The sequence below is a fragment of the Mycolicibacterium chitae genome (assembly GCF_900637205.1).
Classification (GTDB): Bacteria; Actinomycetota; Actinomycetes; order Mycobacteriales; family Mycobacteriaceae; genus Mycobacterium; species Mycobacterium chitae.
Genome location: NZ_LR134355.1, coordinates 39,981 through 55,222, shown reverse-complemented (window position 1 = coordinate 55,222; position 15,242 = coordinate 39,981). Strand labels below are relative to the sequence as shown.

General features: G+C 68.5%; 16 protein-coding genes. 6 read left to right on the top strand and 10 right to left on the bottom strand.

Annotation, left to right across the window (positions count from 1 at the left end):
• Window positions 1-166 precede the first annotated feature (166 nt).
• Window positions 167-1,519 (top strand): TIGR01777 family oxidoreductase, encoded by a 1,353-nt coding sequence (locus EL338_RS00260; RefSeq protein WP_126331923.1) that lies wholly within the window; start codon window positions 167-169, stop codon window positions 1,517-1,519.
• A 23-nt stretch (window positions 1,520-1,542) separates the two neighbouring features.
• Here the strand turns inward: EL338_RS00260 and EL338_RS00255 are convergent, their stop codons facing one another.
• From EL338_RS00255 to rpmB, 8 genes are all read right to left on the bottom strand, one after another.
• Complete coding sequence (locus EL338_RS00255; RefSeq protein ID WP_126331922.1) at window positions 1,543-2,040, bottom strand: SRPBCC family protein; 498 nt, start codon at window positions 2,038-2,040, stop codon at window positions 1,543-1,545.
• 9 nt (window positions 2,041-2,049) lie between these two features.
• Window positions 2,050-2,376, bottom strand: coding sequence for an ArsR/SmtB family transcription factor (locus tag EL338_RS00250; RefSeq protein ID WP_126331921.1), 327 nt, complete (start codon window positions 2,374-2,376; stop codon window positions 2,050-2,052).
• A gap of 142 nt (window positions 2,377-2,518) precedes the next feature.
• Window positions 2,519-3,286, bottom strand: a complete 768-nt coding sequence (locus EL338_RS00245) for an iron ABC transporter ATP-binding protein (RefSeq protein ID WP_126331920.1) — start codon at window positions 3,284-3,286, stop codon at window positions 2,519-2,521.
• The gene (locus tag EL338_RS00240; RefSeq protein WP_126331919.1) at window positions 3,283-4,281 is read right to left on the bottom strand and encodes an iron chelate uptake ABC transporter family permease subunit; all 999 of its coding nucleotides are present in this window, start codon (window positions 4,279-4,281) and stop codon (window positions 3,283-3,285) included. Before EL338_RS00240 ends, EL338_RS00245 begins: the two co-directional genes overlap by 4 nt.
• The gene (locus tag EL338_RS00235) at window positions 4,265-5,185 is read right to left on the bottom strand and encodes an ABC transporter permease (RefSeq protein ID WP_235666315.1); all 921 of its coding nucleotides are present in this window, start codon (window positions 5,183-5,185) and stop codon (window positions 4,265-4,267) included. The genes EL338_RS00240 and EL338_RS00235 overlap by 17 nt, the downstream gene beginning before the upstream one ends.
• A 44-nt stretch (window positions 5,186-5,229) precedes the next feature.
• Window positions 5,230-6,168 carry an ABC transporter substrate-binding protein gene (locus EL338_RS00230; RefSeq protein ID WP_235666314.1) on the bottom strand — a complete coding sequence of 313 codons (939 nt, stop codon included), beginning with the start codon at window positions 6,166-6,168 and terminating at the stop codon, window positions 5,230-5,232.
• A gap of 88 nt (window positions 6,169-6,256) precedes the next feature.
• Complete coding sequence (rpmG, locus tag EL338_RS00225) at window positions 6,257-6,421, bottom strand: 50S ribosomal protein L33 (RefSeq protein WP_059101657.1); 165 nt, start codon at window positions 6,419-6,421, stop codon at window positions 6,257-6,259.
• Window positions 6,421-6,657: a 50S ribosomal protein L28 gene (gene rpmB, locus EL338_RS00220; RefSeq protein ID WP_126331918.1), complete on the bottom strand. Its 237-nt coding sequence runs from the start codon at window positions 6,655-6,657 to the stop codon at window positions 6,421-6,423. Before rpmB ends, rpmG begins: the two co-directional genes overlap by 1 nt.
• Before the next feature lie 107 nt (window positions 6,658-6,764).
• Here rpmB and mrf point away from each other — a divergent pair, with 107 nt between their 5' ends.
• Genes mrf through EL338_RS26055 form a run of 3 tightly spaced genes read left to right on the top strand, consistent with a single transcriptional unit; the run spans window position 6,765 to window position 10,321 of the window.
• A complete protein-coding gene (gene mrf, locus EL338_RS00215; protein WP_126331917.1) occupies window positions 6,765-7,964 on the top strand; it encodes a ribosome hibernation factor-recruiting GTPase MRF in 1,200 nt (399 codons plus the stop codon).
• A 56-nt stretch (window positions 7,965-8,020) separates the two neighbouring features.
• Window positions 8,021-10,111 carry an acyltransferase family protein gene (locus EL338_RS00210; RefSeq protein WP_220096882.1) on the top strand — a complete coding sequence of 697 codons (2,091 nt, stop codon included), beginning with the start codon at window positions 8,021-8,023 and terminating at the stop codon, window positions 10,109-10,111.
• A 57-nt stretch (window positions 10,112-10,168) separates the two neighbouring features.
• Complete coding sequence (locus EL338_RS26055) at window positions 10,169-10,321, top strand: hypothetical protein (protein ID WP_163791952.1); 153 nt, start codon at window positions 10,169-10,171, stop codon at window positions 10,319-10,321.
• 35 nt (window positions 10,322-10,356) lie between these two features.
• Here the strand turns inward: EL338_RS26055 and EL338_RS26350 are convergent, their stop codons facing one another.
• Window positions 10,357-12,291 (bottom strand): HNH endonuclease signature motif containing protein, encoded by a 1,935-nt coding sequence (locus EL338_RS26350; protein WP_235666313.1) that lies wholly within the window; start codon window positions 12,289-12,291, stop codon window positions 10,357-10,359.
• A gap of 242 nt (window positions 12,292-12,533) precedes the next feature.
• Between EL338_RS26350 and EL338_RS00195 the strand changes: the two genes are divergently transcribed.
• Window positions 12,534-12,962, top strand: a complete 429-nt coding sequence (locus tag EL338_RS00195) for a lipoprotein LppJ family protein (protein ID WP_235666312.1) — start codon at window positions 12,534-12,536, stop codon at window positions 12,960-12,962.
• A 44-nt stretch (window positions 12,963-13,006) separates the two neighbouring features.
• On the opposite strand, the gene EL338_RS00190 is transcribed toward EL338_RS00195, so the two are convergent.
• Window positions 13,007-13,798, bottom strand: a complete 792-nt coding sequence (locus EL338_RS00190; protein WP_126331916.1) for a hypothetical protein — start codon at window positions 13,796-13,798, stop codon at window positions 13,007-13,009.
• A 176-nt stretch (window positions 13,799-13,974) separates the two neighbouring features.
• Between EL338_RS00190 and EL338_RS00185 the strand changes: the two genes are divergently transcribed.
• Window positions 13,975-15,219, top strand: a complete 1,245-nt coding sequence (locus tag EL338_RS00185) for a metal-dependent hydrolase family protein (RefSeq protein ID WP_126331915.1) — start codon at window positions 13,975-13,977, stop codon at window positions 15,217-15,219.
• Window positions 15,220-15,242 lie beyond the last annotated feature (23 nt).

Sequence of the window (15,242 nt, the reverse complement as noted above, 5' to 3'; positions counted from 1 at the left end):
CTACGCGGGAGGGCCTTGGCGCGCTCGCCCCCGGGCTCTTCTTTAAGCCGAGGTCTGCAGCCACCGGCGCGGCTGGAGTCCTCGGCGTAAACCGCGCTGTGCCGGGTACCCCGCTGGACATACCGTCAGTTGGCGCCGCCGCTGGCGAACCACCGACGGAGGTCCTGTGGGAATCCAATTCAGCAGCATCATCGACGCCGCCCGCGACGACGTGTTCGCCTGGCACGGCAGGCCCGGCGCGTTGGCGCGACTGCTGCCGCCCTGGCAGCCGGTCGGCATCGTCTCGGAGGCGGCCTCGCTGGCCGACGGACAGGCGGTGCTCAGCGCACCGGGCGGGCTGCGGCTGGTCTCCGATCACCAACCCCAGGAATACGACCCGCCGGCTCGCTTCGTCGACGCCCTGGCCCAACCCGGTCCGCGGTCCTGGCCCACCCGGCTGGCCGGGGCGTGGCGGCACGAACACCGCTTCGACGCCCTGTCCGGCGAGCGCACCCGGCTGACCGACCGCGTCGACACCGCGGTTCCCGAGCGGCTGCTGCGGCAGATGTTCCGGTTCCGGCATCGGCAACTGGCCGAGGACATCGCCGCGCACCGCTGGCGGGCCGAACGCGGCGTCGGGGCCGGAACCGTCGCCGTCACGGGCGCCTCCGGATTGGTGGGCAGCGCCCTGACCGCGTTCCTGAGCACCGGCGGCTACCGCGTGATCCGCCTGGTCCGCCACGAACCGCGCGGTGCGGACGAGCGGCGCTGGGATCCCGAGAAGCCGGCGCCGGGCCTGCTCGACGGGGTCGACGCCGTGATCCATCTGGCCGGCGCCTCCATCGCGGGGCGATTCAGCGATTCGCACAAGACCGCGGTCCGGGACAGTCGCATCGAGCCCACCCGCCGGCTCGCCGAACGCGCCGATACCGACGACGGACCCACCGTGTTCGTGTGCGCCTCGGCGATCGGCTTCTACGGCTACGACCGCGACGACCCGCTCGACGAATCCGCCACCCGCGGAACCGGTTTCCTCGCCGAGGTCGTCGCCGACTGGGAGGCCGCGTGTGCCCCCGCCGCCGAGGCCGGACTACGGGTGGTCAACGTGCGCACCGGGATCGTGCAGACGCCGCGCGGCGGCACGCTGCGGCTGCTGCGCCCGCTGTTCGCCGCGGGCCTCGGCGGCCGGCTGGGCAGCGGGCGGCAATGGCTGTCGTGGATCGACCTCGACGACCTGGTCGACGTCTATCACCGCGCGCTCGTCGACCCGGCGCTGTCGGGGCCGGTCAACGCCGTCGCGCCCGATCCGGTGCGCAACGCCGACTACACCCGGGTCCTCGCGGCGGTCCTACATCGACCGGCGCTGTTGCCGGTGCCGGGTTTCGGGCCGCGCCTGCTGCTGGGCGATCAGGGCGCCCGCGAGCTGGCCGAGGCCAACCAGCGCGTCGCCCCCGACAAGCTGTTGGCGGCGGGGCACCGGTTCCGCCGGCGTGACCTCGAGGACTGCCTTCGCCACCAACTCGGGCACCAGCCGACATGAACCCAGCTGCGGTCGGTTGAGTATCAGGGTTGGGCAGCAAGGAATTTGGCGAGCTTGTCGAACTGCGCCTTGTAGCCCCACTTCATGCCGAACGCCGCCATCTTGGCCTTCGGGCCGATCTGCGTGATCGTCACGTGCAGCTTGACGGTGGTCTCCCCGTCGGCCTCGCTCAGGGTGACGTCGTTGGTGTGCTGGATCGTCGATCCGTCCTCCTCACCCTCGGTCCACGAACGGGCGTCGTAGGTCAGCCGAACGGGTTCCTCGATGCGGGTGAAGGTGCCGGACATCGGCCACCGGGTGCCCTGATACTTGCCCATCTCCTCGCCGGCCTCCATCACGATGTGGATCTCGCCGCCGACGGTCAGGCCGATCCGGCATTCCGGAACGAACGTCTTCTCCGGCCCCCACCATTGGCGCAGCATGTCCGGCTGGGTCCAGGCGTCCCAGACCGTCGCGATCGGTGCGCGGTAGGTGCGTTCGAGGTCGAGTTCCTTGGTCTTCTTGAACATCTGCAGAATCATGTAAGTCTCCTAGTTTTCGTCGCGCCCGTCGGTGATCGAGTCCAGATAGGCGCCCAAGGAGTCGAGGCGGGCCTCCCAGAGCCGCTCGAACGACCCCGCCCACCGTGCGATCTCCTCGAATGGTTCGGGTTCGAGCCGATAGATCCGCCGGCGGGCCTGCGCCGCGCCGGAGACCAAACCCGAATCGTCCAGTACCCGAAGGTGTTTGCTTACCTGTGGTTGCCGGATGTCGAGCGCCTCGGCGATCTCGCCCACCGAGAGCGGCCCGGTCCGCAGCAGTTCGACGATCCGGAGTCGACTGGGCTCGGCAAGGGCCCCGAACAACGTCGCCTGCATGCCGCCCAACGTAAACGCCGCCACATATTCCTGTCAAGGAATACGTCAAGCGGGTGGGCCCAAGCGCAAGCGGTGCGAGACTGCATTCTGATCCGCCGCAGCGGCGTGTCCCGGATGAAACCGCCATATGGGAGGCGGCAGATCAGGGCGGCGGCCGGTGATACACCGCAACCGGTGTGCCGTCGACCTCGAGTACCCGCACGGGGGTCTCGAACACCTCCGCCAGCACGTCGTCGCGCATGATCTCGGGCACCGTCCCGAAGTACATGACCTCCCCGGCGCTGAGCGCGATGATGTTGTCCGCGTATCCGGCGGCGAAGTTGATGTCGTGTACGACGAGCACGATGGTCTTGTCGAGTTGGTCGGCCGCGCGGCGCAGCATCTGCATCATCCGCACGGAGTGGCGCATGTCGAGGTTGTTCAGCGGCTCGTCGAGCAGCACGTAGTCGGTGTCCTGGGCGATGACCATCGCGACGAACGCCCGCTGCCGCTGCCCACCGGAGAGCTGGTCGAGGTAGCGCTCGGCCAACTCGCTGAGGTTTAGGAATTCCAGTGCCTCGTCGACCTTCTCGCGGTCGGCGGCGGTCAGATGGCCGCGCGAGTAAGGAAATCGGCCGAGGCTGACCAGCTCGCGCACGGTGAGCCGGGCGGTGACGGTGTTCTCCTGGCGCAGGATCGACAGCAGCGTCGCCAGCGATCGCGGCTTGGCCGAGCGCACGTCCACGCCGCCCACCTCGATGCTGCCCTCGTCGGGTTCGAGCAGCCGCCCGATGGAGGTCAGCAGCGTCGACTTGCCGGCGCCGTTGGGGCCGACGAGCGCGGTGATGCCGCCCTTGGCGATGGTGCCCGTCAGCGGTCCCAGCACGCGGGTGTCGCCGTAGGACTTGCTGAGGTTGGCGTACCTGATCACAGTTTCCCCGTCCGGAGCAGGATGATGATGAACGCGATCCCGCCGAGGAATTCGATGATGATCGTCAGGAACCCGCCCGCGTAGAAGACATGCTCCAGGATGAACTGTCCCCCAACGAGTCCCAGCAGGCCGACGAGGAATGCCATCGGCATCACGTACTGGTGTTTGTAACTGCCCGCCAGCTGATAGGCCAGGTGCGCGGCGAGGAACCCGAAGAACGTCATCGGGCCCACCAACGCCGTCGAGAACGAGACCAGCAGCGCGACCAGCATAAGCACAATCGTCATGTCGCGCTTGTAGTCGATGCCCAGCGACATCGAGACGTCGCGACCCAGCAGCATGGTGTCCAGCCGATACCGCATGCGCCACAAGATGACTCCGACCGCCAGGCAGACCAGCAGCGCCAACGGGAGATGCGTGGCGTCGAGGTTGCCCATTCGCCCGTAGAGGGTGGCGTTGAGCAGGTCGTAGTCGGTCGGCGACAGCAACCGCTGCAGGAACACCGAGATGCTGTCGAAGGCCAGACCGAAGACCACGCCGACGAGCAGCAGGATGTAGAGGTTGCCGAAGCGCCCGGACAGCAGCCAGCGGTAGAGCAGGGTCGCGAACAGCACCATCAGCGCCGTCTGGGTGAGCACCTTCGGCAGGCCCTCGGTCTTGGCGATCACGGTGCCGCCGAACGCGAATACCAGCGCCGTCTGCAACAGCACGTACAGCGAGTCGAACCCCATGATCGACGGCGTCAGGATGCGGTTCTGGGTGATGGTCTGGAACACGACGGTGCCGACACCCTGGGCGAAGGCGGCGACCACCATGGTGCCGAGCATGATGGCGCGCCGCTCGAAGCTGAACGCGAACGAACCGCGGATGAACAGCAGCAGGAAACACGTTGCGGCCACGGCGATGACCGCCGAGATCACCACCAGACGCGCGCCCGGCCCCAGTCGGCCCGGCCACCACCGCGACAGCACCGCCGATTCAGAGAGCGCCGACACGTTGCCTCCGCAGCACGAGGTAGACGAACGCCACGGCGCCGACCACGCCGAGGACCACCGACACCGGGATCTCCATGGGAGCGACGACAACCCGCCCGATCAGATCGCACAGCAGGATCAGCGCCACGCCGAGTCCGGCCACCCAGAACAGGTTTCGCCGCACGTCGTCGCCGCGCAGCATCGAGACGATGTTCGGCACGATCAGGCCGAGGAACGGCAGGTAGCCGACCACGACGGCCGTCACGCCGGTGGCGATCGCCACGATCGTCGACCCGAGGAACACCACGCGCGCATAATTGAGTCCGACGTTGACCGCGATGTCGCGGCCCAGCCCGGCGACGGTGAACCGGCTGGCGAACAGGTAGGCGGCCAGTGTCACCCCGGCGATGATCCACAGCGGTTCGTACTGGCCGCGCACGATGTTGCTGAAGCCACCGGATTGCCACGCCGACATGGTCTGCTGCAGGCTGAACGTCGAGGCCAAGTACAGCGTGGCGGCGCCGATCACCGCGCCGAGCATGATCCCGATGAGCGGGACCACCAGCGACGACGTGAGCTGGATCCGGCGCAGGATCGCCAGGAAGATCAGCGTCCCCAGCAGCGCGAAAGCGCTGGCGACCACCATCCGGACGATGATGGGCGCCTGCGGAAAGAGGATGAGCATCAACAGGATTCCGAGGCCGGCCCACTGGCTGGATCCGATGGTGGTCGGCTCGACGAACCGGTTCTGCGTCAGCGCCTGCATGATCTGCCCGGACACGCTCATCGCCGTGCCCGCGAAGATCAGCGCGAGGGTCCGCGGCACCCGGGAGATGAGGAACATCTCCCGGGCGGCCGGATCGTGCAGCAGCGAGTCGATGCTGATGTCGTAGCCCCCGACCATCAGCGAGGTCGGGATGAGCACGATCAGCGCGAGGATGAGCGCCGGCGCCGCGGCGTTGCGGTGCGTCAGGCGAATCTGTCCGCGATCGCCCGGAACACCGAGGTGTAGGCCTGGATGCTCTCGGTGACATAGAAGTCTGCCGGCAGGTAGATGATCTGGCCCTCCTTGACGAACGTGGTGTTCTTCAGGGCTTCCTGACCCTCGATCACCTCCCGCGACGGGACGTACCCGTCGCTGCCGAGCGCGTCCTGCTCGAAGACGATCAGCCAGTCCGGGTTGGCCTGGGCGATGGTCTCCGGTGCGAGTCCCGAATTGTTGTGGTGGGACGTGCTGCCCAGGTGCTCCTCGGAGAAGACGTCCACGAGGTTCAGCGGTTCGAGGATCCGCCCGATCCGCCCGGCACCGTTGTCCAGCTTGCCGGCGGTAGTCACTCCCAGGAAGACCGTCTGCCCGTTGGTGGCCGCGGTGGCGTCGGCGACGGCGGCATCGAGTTCGGCGATCAACTCGTCGGCCCGGGCCTGCTGGTCGAAAATGGTGCCCAACGTGGCGGTTTGGGTCCGCAGGCCCTCGACATAGCCGCCCTCGGCCTCCGCATCCGGTGAGATGTCGATGGTGGTGGCGATCTTCTCCAGGTCGTCCTGGTAGCTGCCGAAGCGGTAGCCGCCGATGATCAGGTCGGGCTGGGCCTCGCTGATGGCCTCGAGATCGGGCGACCGGTGCGAGCCGGCGTCGAGGATTTCGTCGTCGTCGGCCCAGGCCTGCAGTCCCTCGACCCGGGCGATCAACGGTTTGGGCACCACGACGGGCTCCACCCCGAAGTCCATCAGGGTCTGCATCGACGTGTTGTCCAACGCGGCGACGCGGGTGGGGTCGACGGGAACCATCACCTCGCCGAGGTTCGTGTCGACGGCGATCGTCGCCCCGGGATCCGTCTCGGCCGGCGCCGAGCACGCGCTGAGCAGCAGCGCGAACGCCGCGGCCATGGCGGCTAGCGGTCGTGTCACACGGCGTGAGTACACAGCGGCATACCTCCAAGGGGTCGCGGCCCCGAGCGCGACGCTGGTGATTAGGTAAGCCTCAGGTTACCGAATCTCAGCGCTCCTCGCGGAAGTCGACGTGGCGGCGAACCACGGGATCGTACTTGCGCAGCACCAACCGGTCCGGATCGTTGCGACGGTTCTTCCGCGTCACGTAGGTATAGCCGGTCCCCGCGGTGGACCGCAGCTTGACGATGGGTCGAATATCGTTGCGCGCCATCAGATCTTCTGCCCGTCACGACGCATCCGGGCCACGACCGCCTCGATACCGTCGCGGTCGATGACCTTGATGCCTTTGGCGCTGACCCGCAGGGTGATCCGGCGACCGGCCGAGGGCAGGTAATAGGTCTTGGTCTGCAGATTCGGGTTCCATCGGCGGCGGGTGCGACGGTGCGAATGCGACACCGCGTTCCCGAAGCCGGGACTGCGCCCCGTGACCTGGCAATGAGCCGACATCTGTTACTTCCTTTCCGATCCTTAATGAAAATGATTTTCGACAAGCGGCCGTCGGGACTGTAGCGTGGGGCCACACCAAATGACAATCGTTTTCATTAAGGATGCAGATGCGGACACCGGTGATCCTCGTGGCGGGCCAGGGCAACACCGACGCGGCGGCCGACGAGCTGCTGCGTCGGCCGGGAACGGCGATCGTCCGACATCACTTCGACGGCCACGTCGTGCAGCGCAGCATCACGCGCCTGCGCGGCGCCGCACCGCTGACGGCAACTTCGGTGCTCGAGCTCGCGCACGGTTGCGTGTCGTGCACCATCCGCAACGATCTCCTGGTCGTGCTGCGCAAGCTGCACCGTCAACCCGGCGTGGATCGCATCGTCGTGCAGCTGGCCCCCTGGTTGGAGCCGGAGCCGATCTGCTTCGCCATCAACCGCGTTCGGGTGTGGATCGGCCCGGGTCACCCCGAGGCGCCCGCGGCCCGCGACGTGGCCATCACCGCCGTGGTGACCTGCGTGGCCACCCGCCAATGGTTGGATCAGGCGCTCGGCGACGACGAACTTCCCGACGGACGGACCGTCGCGCAGGTGGTCGTGGGCCAGGCCGAGTTCGCCGACGTCGTCCTGCTCGACGAACCCGCCCCGGCCGAGATGGTGGCCGTCCTGCGCCGGCTCACGCCGCGCGCCCCGCTCGTCGTCGGCACCGACCACCTCGAGGCCGCGGTCGCGGGCCTGCCCCGCGGCGCCCGGCGGGGTCACAGCACCGGCGCGCACGCCCCGCTGCTCGACGGCGCGCCGCCGCTGGGCGCCGACGGCCGCGTCCAGATCGTCGAGTTCGGTTCCCGGCGGCCGTTCCACCCGCAGCGCCTGCACGACGCCGTCGACGTCCTGCTGGACGGCGTGATCCGGGCCAAGGGCCGGCTGTGGTTGAGCAGCCAGCCCGACCGCGCCATGTGGTTGGAGTCGGCCGGCGGCGGGCTGCGGGTCGCCGACGCCGGGAAGTGGCTCGCGGCCATGGACACTTCCGAAGGGGCCTACGTCGACAACGAGCGACGCGCGGTGGCAAACCTGCTCTGGGAGGACGGCATTGGCGACCGGCACACCTCGATGACGGTCCTGGTCTGCGGGGCCGAGCCGGCCGCGGTGCTCGCCGCGCTGTGTGACGCGCTGCTGACCGCCGACGAGCTGGCGAGCCCCGACGAGTGGCCCGGTCACCACGATCCCTTCGGCCACTGGCACGTCGACCCCTGCGATCAGGACCAGCCGGTCGACGCGACGGGACCGGCGAACCGCACCGAAGGGGACGCTCGCTGAGCTGACGACCAGCGCCGTTGCCCGACGAGGCACTGCCGCCGTTATGCTGCGGGACCGTGCTGACTGTGCAGACCGCATCGCCGAGGGCGTCGGCGGTCCCGCGCACGGTGCCGACGGTGCGCGATGATCTGCGCGGGTTGCGCGGCCTGGCGGTGGCGCTGGTCGTCCTGTTCGGCGTGTGGTCCGATCGGGAGTCCCCCGGCGTGGACGTGCTGCTGGTCCTGTTCGGCTTCTACTGTGGCGCGCGTCTCCTGCGCGGCTTCACGCAGGACTACTCGGTGGCGGCGCTGCGCAGCGAGTTCGCCTGGTCGGCGCGGCGGCTGTTGCCCGCTCTGGTGGTGGTGGTCGCGGCCAGCGGTGCGTTGACCCTGGCGTTGCAGCCGCGGACCCGCTGGGAAACCTTTGCCGACCACAGCCTTTCGACGTTCGGGTTCATGCAGAACTGGCAGCTGGCGCACTCGGCGGGGGCCTACGCCCCGGCCGGTGAGGCGGTCAGTCCGCTGCAGCACATGTGGGCGATCTCGGTGCTGGGCCAGTTCTTCCTGGCGGGTCCGGTGGTGGCCGGCCTGGTCGCCGTCGCGGTCCCTCGGCGGCACCGGCAACGCGTGTTCGTCGCCGTCGTGGCGGTGGCCACCGTCGCCTCGTTCGTCTATGCCGTCATCGGTCATCGCACCGATCAAGCCGCGGCGTTCTACGACAGCTTCGCGCGGGCCTGGGAGCCGTTGGTCGGAGTGCTCGGGGCGGCGGTCGCCGGGCGGATGCGCGGGCCGGGCTGGCTGCGCGTCGTCGCCGCCGTCGTGGGGGTTGCCGCGATCCTCGGCGTGGGATTCTTCGTCGACGGGGCGCAGCAGTATCCGGGGCCGCTCGCGTTGATCCCCGTCGTTGCGACCGTGTTGGTCATCTGCAGCGCGGCCAATCTCGAGGGCTCCTGCGGCGCGTGGCCGAACCGAGTGCTGCGGTCGATGCCGCTGGTGGCGCTGGGCACCATGGCGTACGCGCTGTATCTGTGGCACTGGCCGCTGCTGATCTTCTGGCTCACGCACTCCGACGAGGACCGCGCCGGTCTGACCGACGGGGTAGTGGTGATCATCCTGGCCGTGGCGCTGGCGTACCTGACCCAGCGGCTGGTCGAGCGTTCGCTGCGCGCGGCCCCGCCGCGGGCTCGGCACGGTCGCGCGCCGGTGTTGGCGTTGGTGTGGACGAGCGTGCTGCTGGCCGTCGCGATCGTGGTGGCCCTCGGCGCGACGGGGTGGCGGCAGTACACGAGCACCATCCGCGCCAACGGGGCGGATCTGCTGAACCTCTCGTCGGTGGACTATCCGGGGGCGCGTGCGCTGGTCGACGGTCTGCGCGCGCCGATGCTGCCGGTGCGTCCGACCGTGCTGGAGGCCTCCGACGACCTGCCGGCCTCGATCGTCGACGAGTGCATCAGCGATTTCGGCAACGCCGCCCTGATCAAGTGCACCTACGGGGATCCGCGGGCGGAGCGCACCATCGCGGTGGCCGGCGGGTCCCATTCGGAGCATTGGCTGACGGCGCTGAACCGGATCGGCCAGCGGCACGGTTTCCGGGTGGTGACGTATCTGAAGATGGGTTGCCCGCTCAACACCGACGAGGTGCCGCGCGTGAGCGTGTCGAACAACCCTTACCCGGGTTGTCGGGAGTGGGTTGGGACGACGATGGCCGCCCTGGTGGAGGACCGACCCGACTTCGTGTTCATGACCACGACGCGCCCGCGCCCGAAGGCGCCCGGGGACTTCGTGCCCAAGAACTACCTTGGCATCTGGGATACGCTGGCCGCCAACGGTATTCCCATTCTGGGGATCCGCGATACGCCGTGGATGTATCGGAACGGCATGGTCTTCTCGCCGGTGGACTGCCTGGCTGAAGGGGGCGATCCGGACAGTTGCGGACTGCCCCGGTCCGAGGCGCTGGAAAGCTACAACCCCACGCTGGACTACCTCGACCGGTATCCCGGCATCGTGCCCTTGGACATGAGCGACGCGGTGTGCGGGCCTGATGTGTGCCGCGCCGCCGAGGGCAACGTCCTCGTTTATCACGACGCGCATCACCTGACGTCGACCTACGTGCACACCCTGACCGACGAGCTGGCCCGGCAGCTGTCGGAGGCGACCGGTTGGTGGTGAGGCTACGGTGGGCGGTACTGCCCGCCGTCGCCCGTGACGGCCGCATGAGGAGGATCGATGGTCAGCGCGGAACCCCACGTCTACATCACCGTGCCTTCAGCCCGGATCTGGATTCGCAACAATCGCGGCAAGGCGGTCGCACTCGCCTTGGTCGGCGCCGTACTGGCGGTACTGGTGGTGCTCGCCGCCGTGCTCGTGTTGGCCGCCTGACGGCCTGGTGATGGCCGCCTGACCGCCGTCGCCGTTCATTGCCCCTCGTCGACCCCGTCGTCGACGAGGTACCAGCTGGTGTCGGCCGCGTGGAGTGCCATGACCTCGTTGTATTCCGGCTCGCCGGGTAGCGGGTCGTCGAGCCAGGGGTAATGGTCCTGGGGCGGTGGATAGTTCGGTGCCGTCAGGTCGTGGTCGTCTTCGGCCGTGGATTCTGGGGGTGCTGGTGGGTCGCGGCGTTCGGCGCTGGGTGTTCGGGTGGTGCGGTGGTAGTCGAGGAGGTCCTCGATGAAGTGGTAGGGGTTGGTGCGGGGTTGTCCGCGGTCGAGGTGTGGGGGTGGGATCCATTCGACGCGGCCTTGGTCGTTGAGTTGGGTGGTCCAGTTGTGGGTGTTTTCCATGCGGTTGTCGGGGCCGCAGGCCAGGGCGAGGTTGTCGGGTTCGGTGAGGCCGTCGCGCAGCCAGCCGGCGAGGTGGTGGGCTTGGGTGTGGTAGCCGGAGACGGTGCAGCCGGGGCGGGTGCAGCCGCGGTCGCGGGCGTGCAGCACGATGCGTTGGTCGGCGGTGGCGATGCGTTTGGTGCGGCCCAGCCATAGGGCGCGGCCGTGGCCGTCGAAGATGGTCAGGTAGTGGTGGGCGTGGCTGGCCATGCGTAGAAGGTCGGCCATGGGCAGCAGGGTGCCGCCGGCGGTGATGGCTTTGCCGGTCAACGGTTTTGGTTCCGGTGGGTCGATCGGTGGGTCGGCCGTCGTATCGGTTACTTCTTCGGGGTCGGGGGCGGTGTCGGCGACCTCCGCACCGGCCCCGGCGGCCTCGGCCTCGGTCTCGGTCTCGGTGTCGGTGTCGGCTTCCGGTTCGGGTGTGGTCTCGGGCGCCAGCTCGGCCTCGGGCTCAAGTGCGGGCTCCGCTGCCGGTGCCGGCGCCGGTGCGGCTTCCGGTTCGGGGGCAGTCTCGGCTTCCGGTTCAGTCTCTGGCGCGGTTTCCGGTTCGGCTGCCGGCTGGGTCTCGGCTGCTGGCGCGGCTGCGGGTGCGGGCGTGTTGGTGTGGGCGGCGGCGGTGAGTTCGGCCAGGGTGGTGGTGACGATGACGGTGACTGGTAGGCCGTTGAGTTGGCCGAGGTCGCCGGCGGCCAGCAGGGCGCGGGTCATGGCTTGTAGGGCGTCGTGGTGGCGTTGGCCGATGGTGCGGTCGTCGGCCAGGATCTGGGCTTCGGTGGGGGTGCCGCTGATGCAGGGGGATTCGTCGGCGGCGTTGCACATGCCGGGGGCGGCGAGTTTGGCCAGCACCGGTTCCAGGGTGGCGCGTAGTTCGGGGGTGATGGTGGCGTGCAGGGTGCTCATCCCGTCGGGGCCTTGCTTGCCGAGTCGCAGGCTGCGTTTGGCTTGGCGTTCGCGGTCGGTGTAGTCGCCGTCGGGGTCGAGCACGGCGATCAGATGTTCGGCCAGTTTCTCGAAGGCGGTGGGGCCGAATTCGGTGGCGAAGGCGGCCAGGTCGGCCTCGACGGTGTCGCGTTCGGCGGCCGAAACTGCGGGCGGGATCTTCTGGTAGGCCTTGCGGGCGATCTTGATGTGTTCGGGTCCGATCGCCCCGGCGGCTTGGGCGGCGGCCAGCGCCGGCAACACCGGGTCGAGGACTTCGCCGGTCAAGGTGGTGCGGGGGGCCAGGTCGGCGGCTTCGTTGACCCGGCGCCCGGCGTCGCCGCGGCTGATCCGTAGCCGTTCGCTCAACACCCCGGCCAGCGAGGCCGCCCCCAGATCGCCGGGGTTGGCCTCGGCGATCAACCGGGCCAGGATCCGCTGATCGAGGACCGGGTTGCGCCAGACCATGGTTTCGCGGCGGGCCAGGATCCCCACGAGTTCGTCGTGGCTGAACCCGTCCAGCGAGCAGTCCGCCAACCTGCGCTGAGTCGCTTCGAGGGTGTCCAGACACGCCAGCACCGTCTGCCGGTCACCGAACGCATCCCTACTCATGACTCGAACACTAGTTCGATGGACCGACAAGAAACGGCTCCCGGCCAAGACCAGAAAATAAGAATTCAGTAAGAGAAATCTCGTCCGTCGTCCAGGCCGGACAGCTCGAGCTGAGACACTGGGCGACTGTGGCACCGGCTCCGCAGGTTGGCGCAACCCGCATCGCGTTGGCCGTCGCTGCTATGTCCAGCGCTCTGCTGCTCGCAGCGTGCGAGGGCAAGCCTCACCTCGACGGGTCGGAGATGACCGACGCAGAGACCCGCACGCAGGTCGTCGACCCGGCCAAACGGCTCGTCCACGCGGTGGACCTGCAACTGCGCGGCGCGGACTTTCGCTACGCCTCGTGCACGGATCAGGGGTTCGCTCCGTTTCGGGGTCGTGTGGGGATGGGATTCACCTTCCCCGCAGGCGTGAACCACCGGACTTACGTCGAGCAGATCGTCGCGGCCATGCAAGCGGACGGGTGGGCCGACGAGTCCCCGAAAGACAAGCACCACTATGGCCGCACACTGCATCTCGGCAGGGTGATGGCGATCGTGACACCCAATCCCGACCACCCGGATTACGGCTACGTCGAGATCCTCGGGGAGTGCCGCAATGCCGGCGATCACCGCATCACGAAGGACCGCGGCGCCGATGAACAAGACGTCCGCGCCGAACTCACCCGCTGAACTCCCGCGCGTTCTCTGCGAAACGCCTGGTACCGATAAGACCCTTACTCACGCGCCAGCTGGATCTGGTTCTTGATCTCCCGGTACGCCTGCACGCGGGCCATCACCGCATCGACGGCCGAGTCGGCGGGCGTATTGTCCGGCGCTGCCTCGATCCCGTACAGCATGGCGCTGAGTTTCGCGTGCAACTCGGCCCGCTGCTCGGCAACTCGGGCGTCTTCTCGCTCGGTCTGCAGCGATTTGTCGATCAGTTGCGCTTCCGTGGCGCACTTCTGGATGAGCTCGACGCGTTGTCGGGCAACGCTTTCCAGGTTGGCAATCGTGGTCTTGGCCTCCGCGAGGATCTTGCGGTCGTCCGCACTCGGTTTGTCCAATGCCGACAGTCTGTCGGCGACTCCCCGCAGCGCGTGTGCCTTCTGGAAACTGTCGGTGATCCCCTCGATGTCGGGGCCGAAGTCGACGTCCCCGAGCCAGCCCGCCCGGGCGGCTTCCGACCCGGTCACCCGTTTGACGGCGCTCAGCGCCGCCTCGACGCGCGCCGCGTTGTCCTTACCTAGCGTGTCGAGGCGGTGTTGTTTCTCCCGACGGGCCCGCTCCTCGCGTTCCCGCTTGGCGGCCGCGACCATGGCCGCCTGCTCTGCGCGGGCACGCTCCTGTGCGGCGGCATGCCATTTCTCGTAGGTGATGACGATCCAATACACCAACCCGAAGAACGCCGAGAGTGCGGCGATGACGCCGAGGAAGATCCACACCGGTTTCGGGATCAGCGCCACGAGCACGACGATGACGAAGATGATCCCGCCGAGGACATTGGAGGACGAATCCTTCTTGCTCATCGCGCACCATCCCCCATGTGGTCTCCCCAGCCCAGTAACCCGAGTCTAGTGATCCGCTCCGACACCCCGGGGCTACCCGCGCCTGGCTTGGGTCCGCTCCTCCGCGACCGACCGACCGACCGACCCGGCGTGGCCGATTGCGCCCCGCCGCGGAAGTTGGTGGAGTTGGCACCACCATGACAAGCCTCCTGCTGCACAACGCCACCCTGATCGACGGCACCGGCGCCGATCCGGTGCCCAACGCATCGGTCCTGGTCGACGACACCACCATCACCTGGGTCGGAGCAAGCGCCGACCTGCCCGCCGACAAGGTGCCGACGGACGCCACGCACGTCGACCTGGCGGGCAACGCGCTGTGCCCCGGCTTCTTCGACTGCCACGTGCACTTCCGCCTGCCCGGAACCAGCGGCAGCCCACTAGAGCTTGCGCTACATCCCCCGTCGTATGCGTATTTCCAGCTGATCGCGCGGCTTCGGGTGACACTCGAGAACGGCGTGACCTCCGCACGCGACCTGATGGGCATCGACACCGGCGTGCGGGAGGCCGTCGCCGCGGGACTGATCGAAGGTCCGCGGCTGCTGGTGGCGATCAACATGCTCAGCCAGACCTCCGGGCACGCGGACTTCCACCTGCCCTCCGGGATCGACCTGACCCCGCTGGTGGGCGGATCGTTGGTGGACTCCGTCGACGCCGCGCGACTTCGCACGCGCGACCTGATCCGCCAGGGTGCCGACGTCATCAAGGTCGCCTCCAGCGGCGGCGTCTCCTCCCCCAACGACGACCCGACCTGGCTGGGGATGCGGCGCGACATGATTGCCGCGATCGTCGAGGAGGGCCAGAACTACGGCGGCAGACCGGTGGCCGCCCACGCCATCGGCTACGCGGGGGTCCGGGCGGCGGTCGAGGCCGGGGTGCACAGCATCGAACACGGCTACGCCCTCGACGACGAGCTACGCCACCAGATGGTCGCTCAGGGCACCTACCTGGTGCCGACCCTGCTCGAGACGATGGTGCCGGTGACCGCATCCCCTGCCGGTGCTGCCAAGAGCGCGAAATGGCATGCCATGGCGCATGATTCGATTGCCGCCTCGGCGGCGGCCGGGATCAAGATCGCGGTGGGCACCGACGCGGGCCTGTCCCCCGATCACGGCGCCAACCTCAAGGAACTCGGGCTCCTGGTCAAGTTCGGCGGGCTGACCCCGATGCAGGCGATCGTGGCCGGCACCAGCACCTCGGCCGAACTGTGCGGGGTGGCCGACACGCTGGGCACCATCGAGGCCGGCAAGCTCGCCGATCTGGTTGTGGTACGCGGGAATCCGCTCGACGCCATCGACACCGTCGGCGAGCCCGACAACATTCTGCTGGTGATCAAGGACGGTCGCGCCGTGGGTAATCGGGGCAAATTCACGTTGCCCTCCTGATCCGCCGACGCATCTCAACGCGG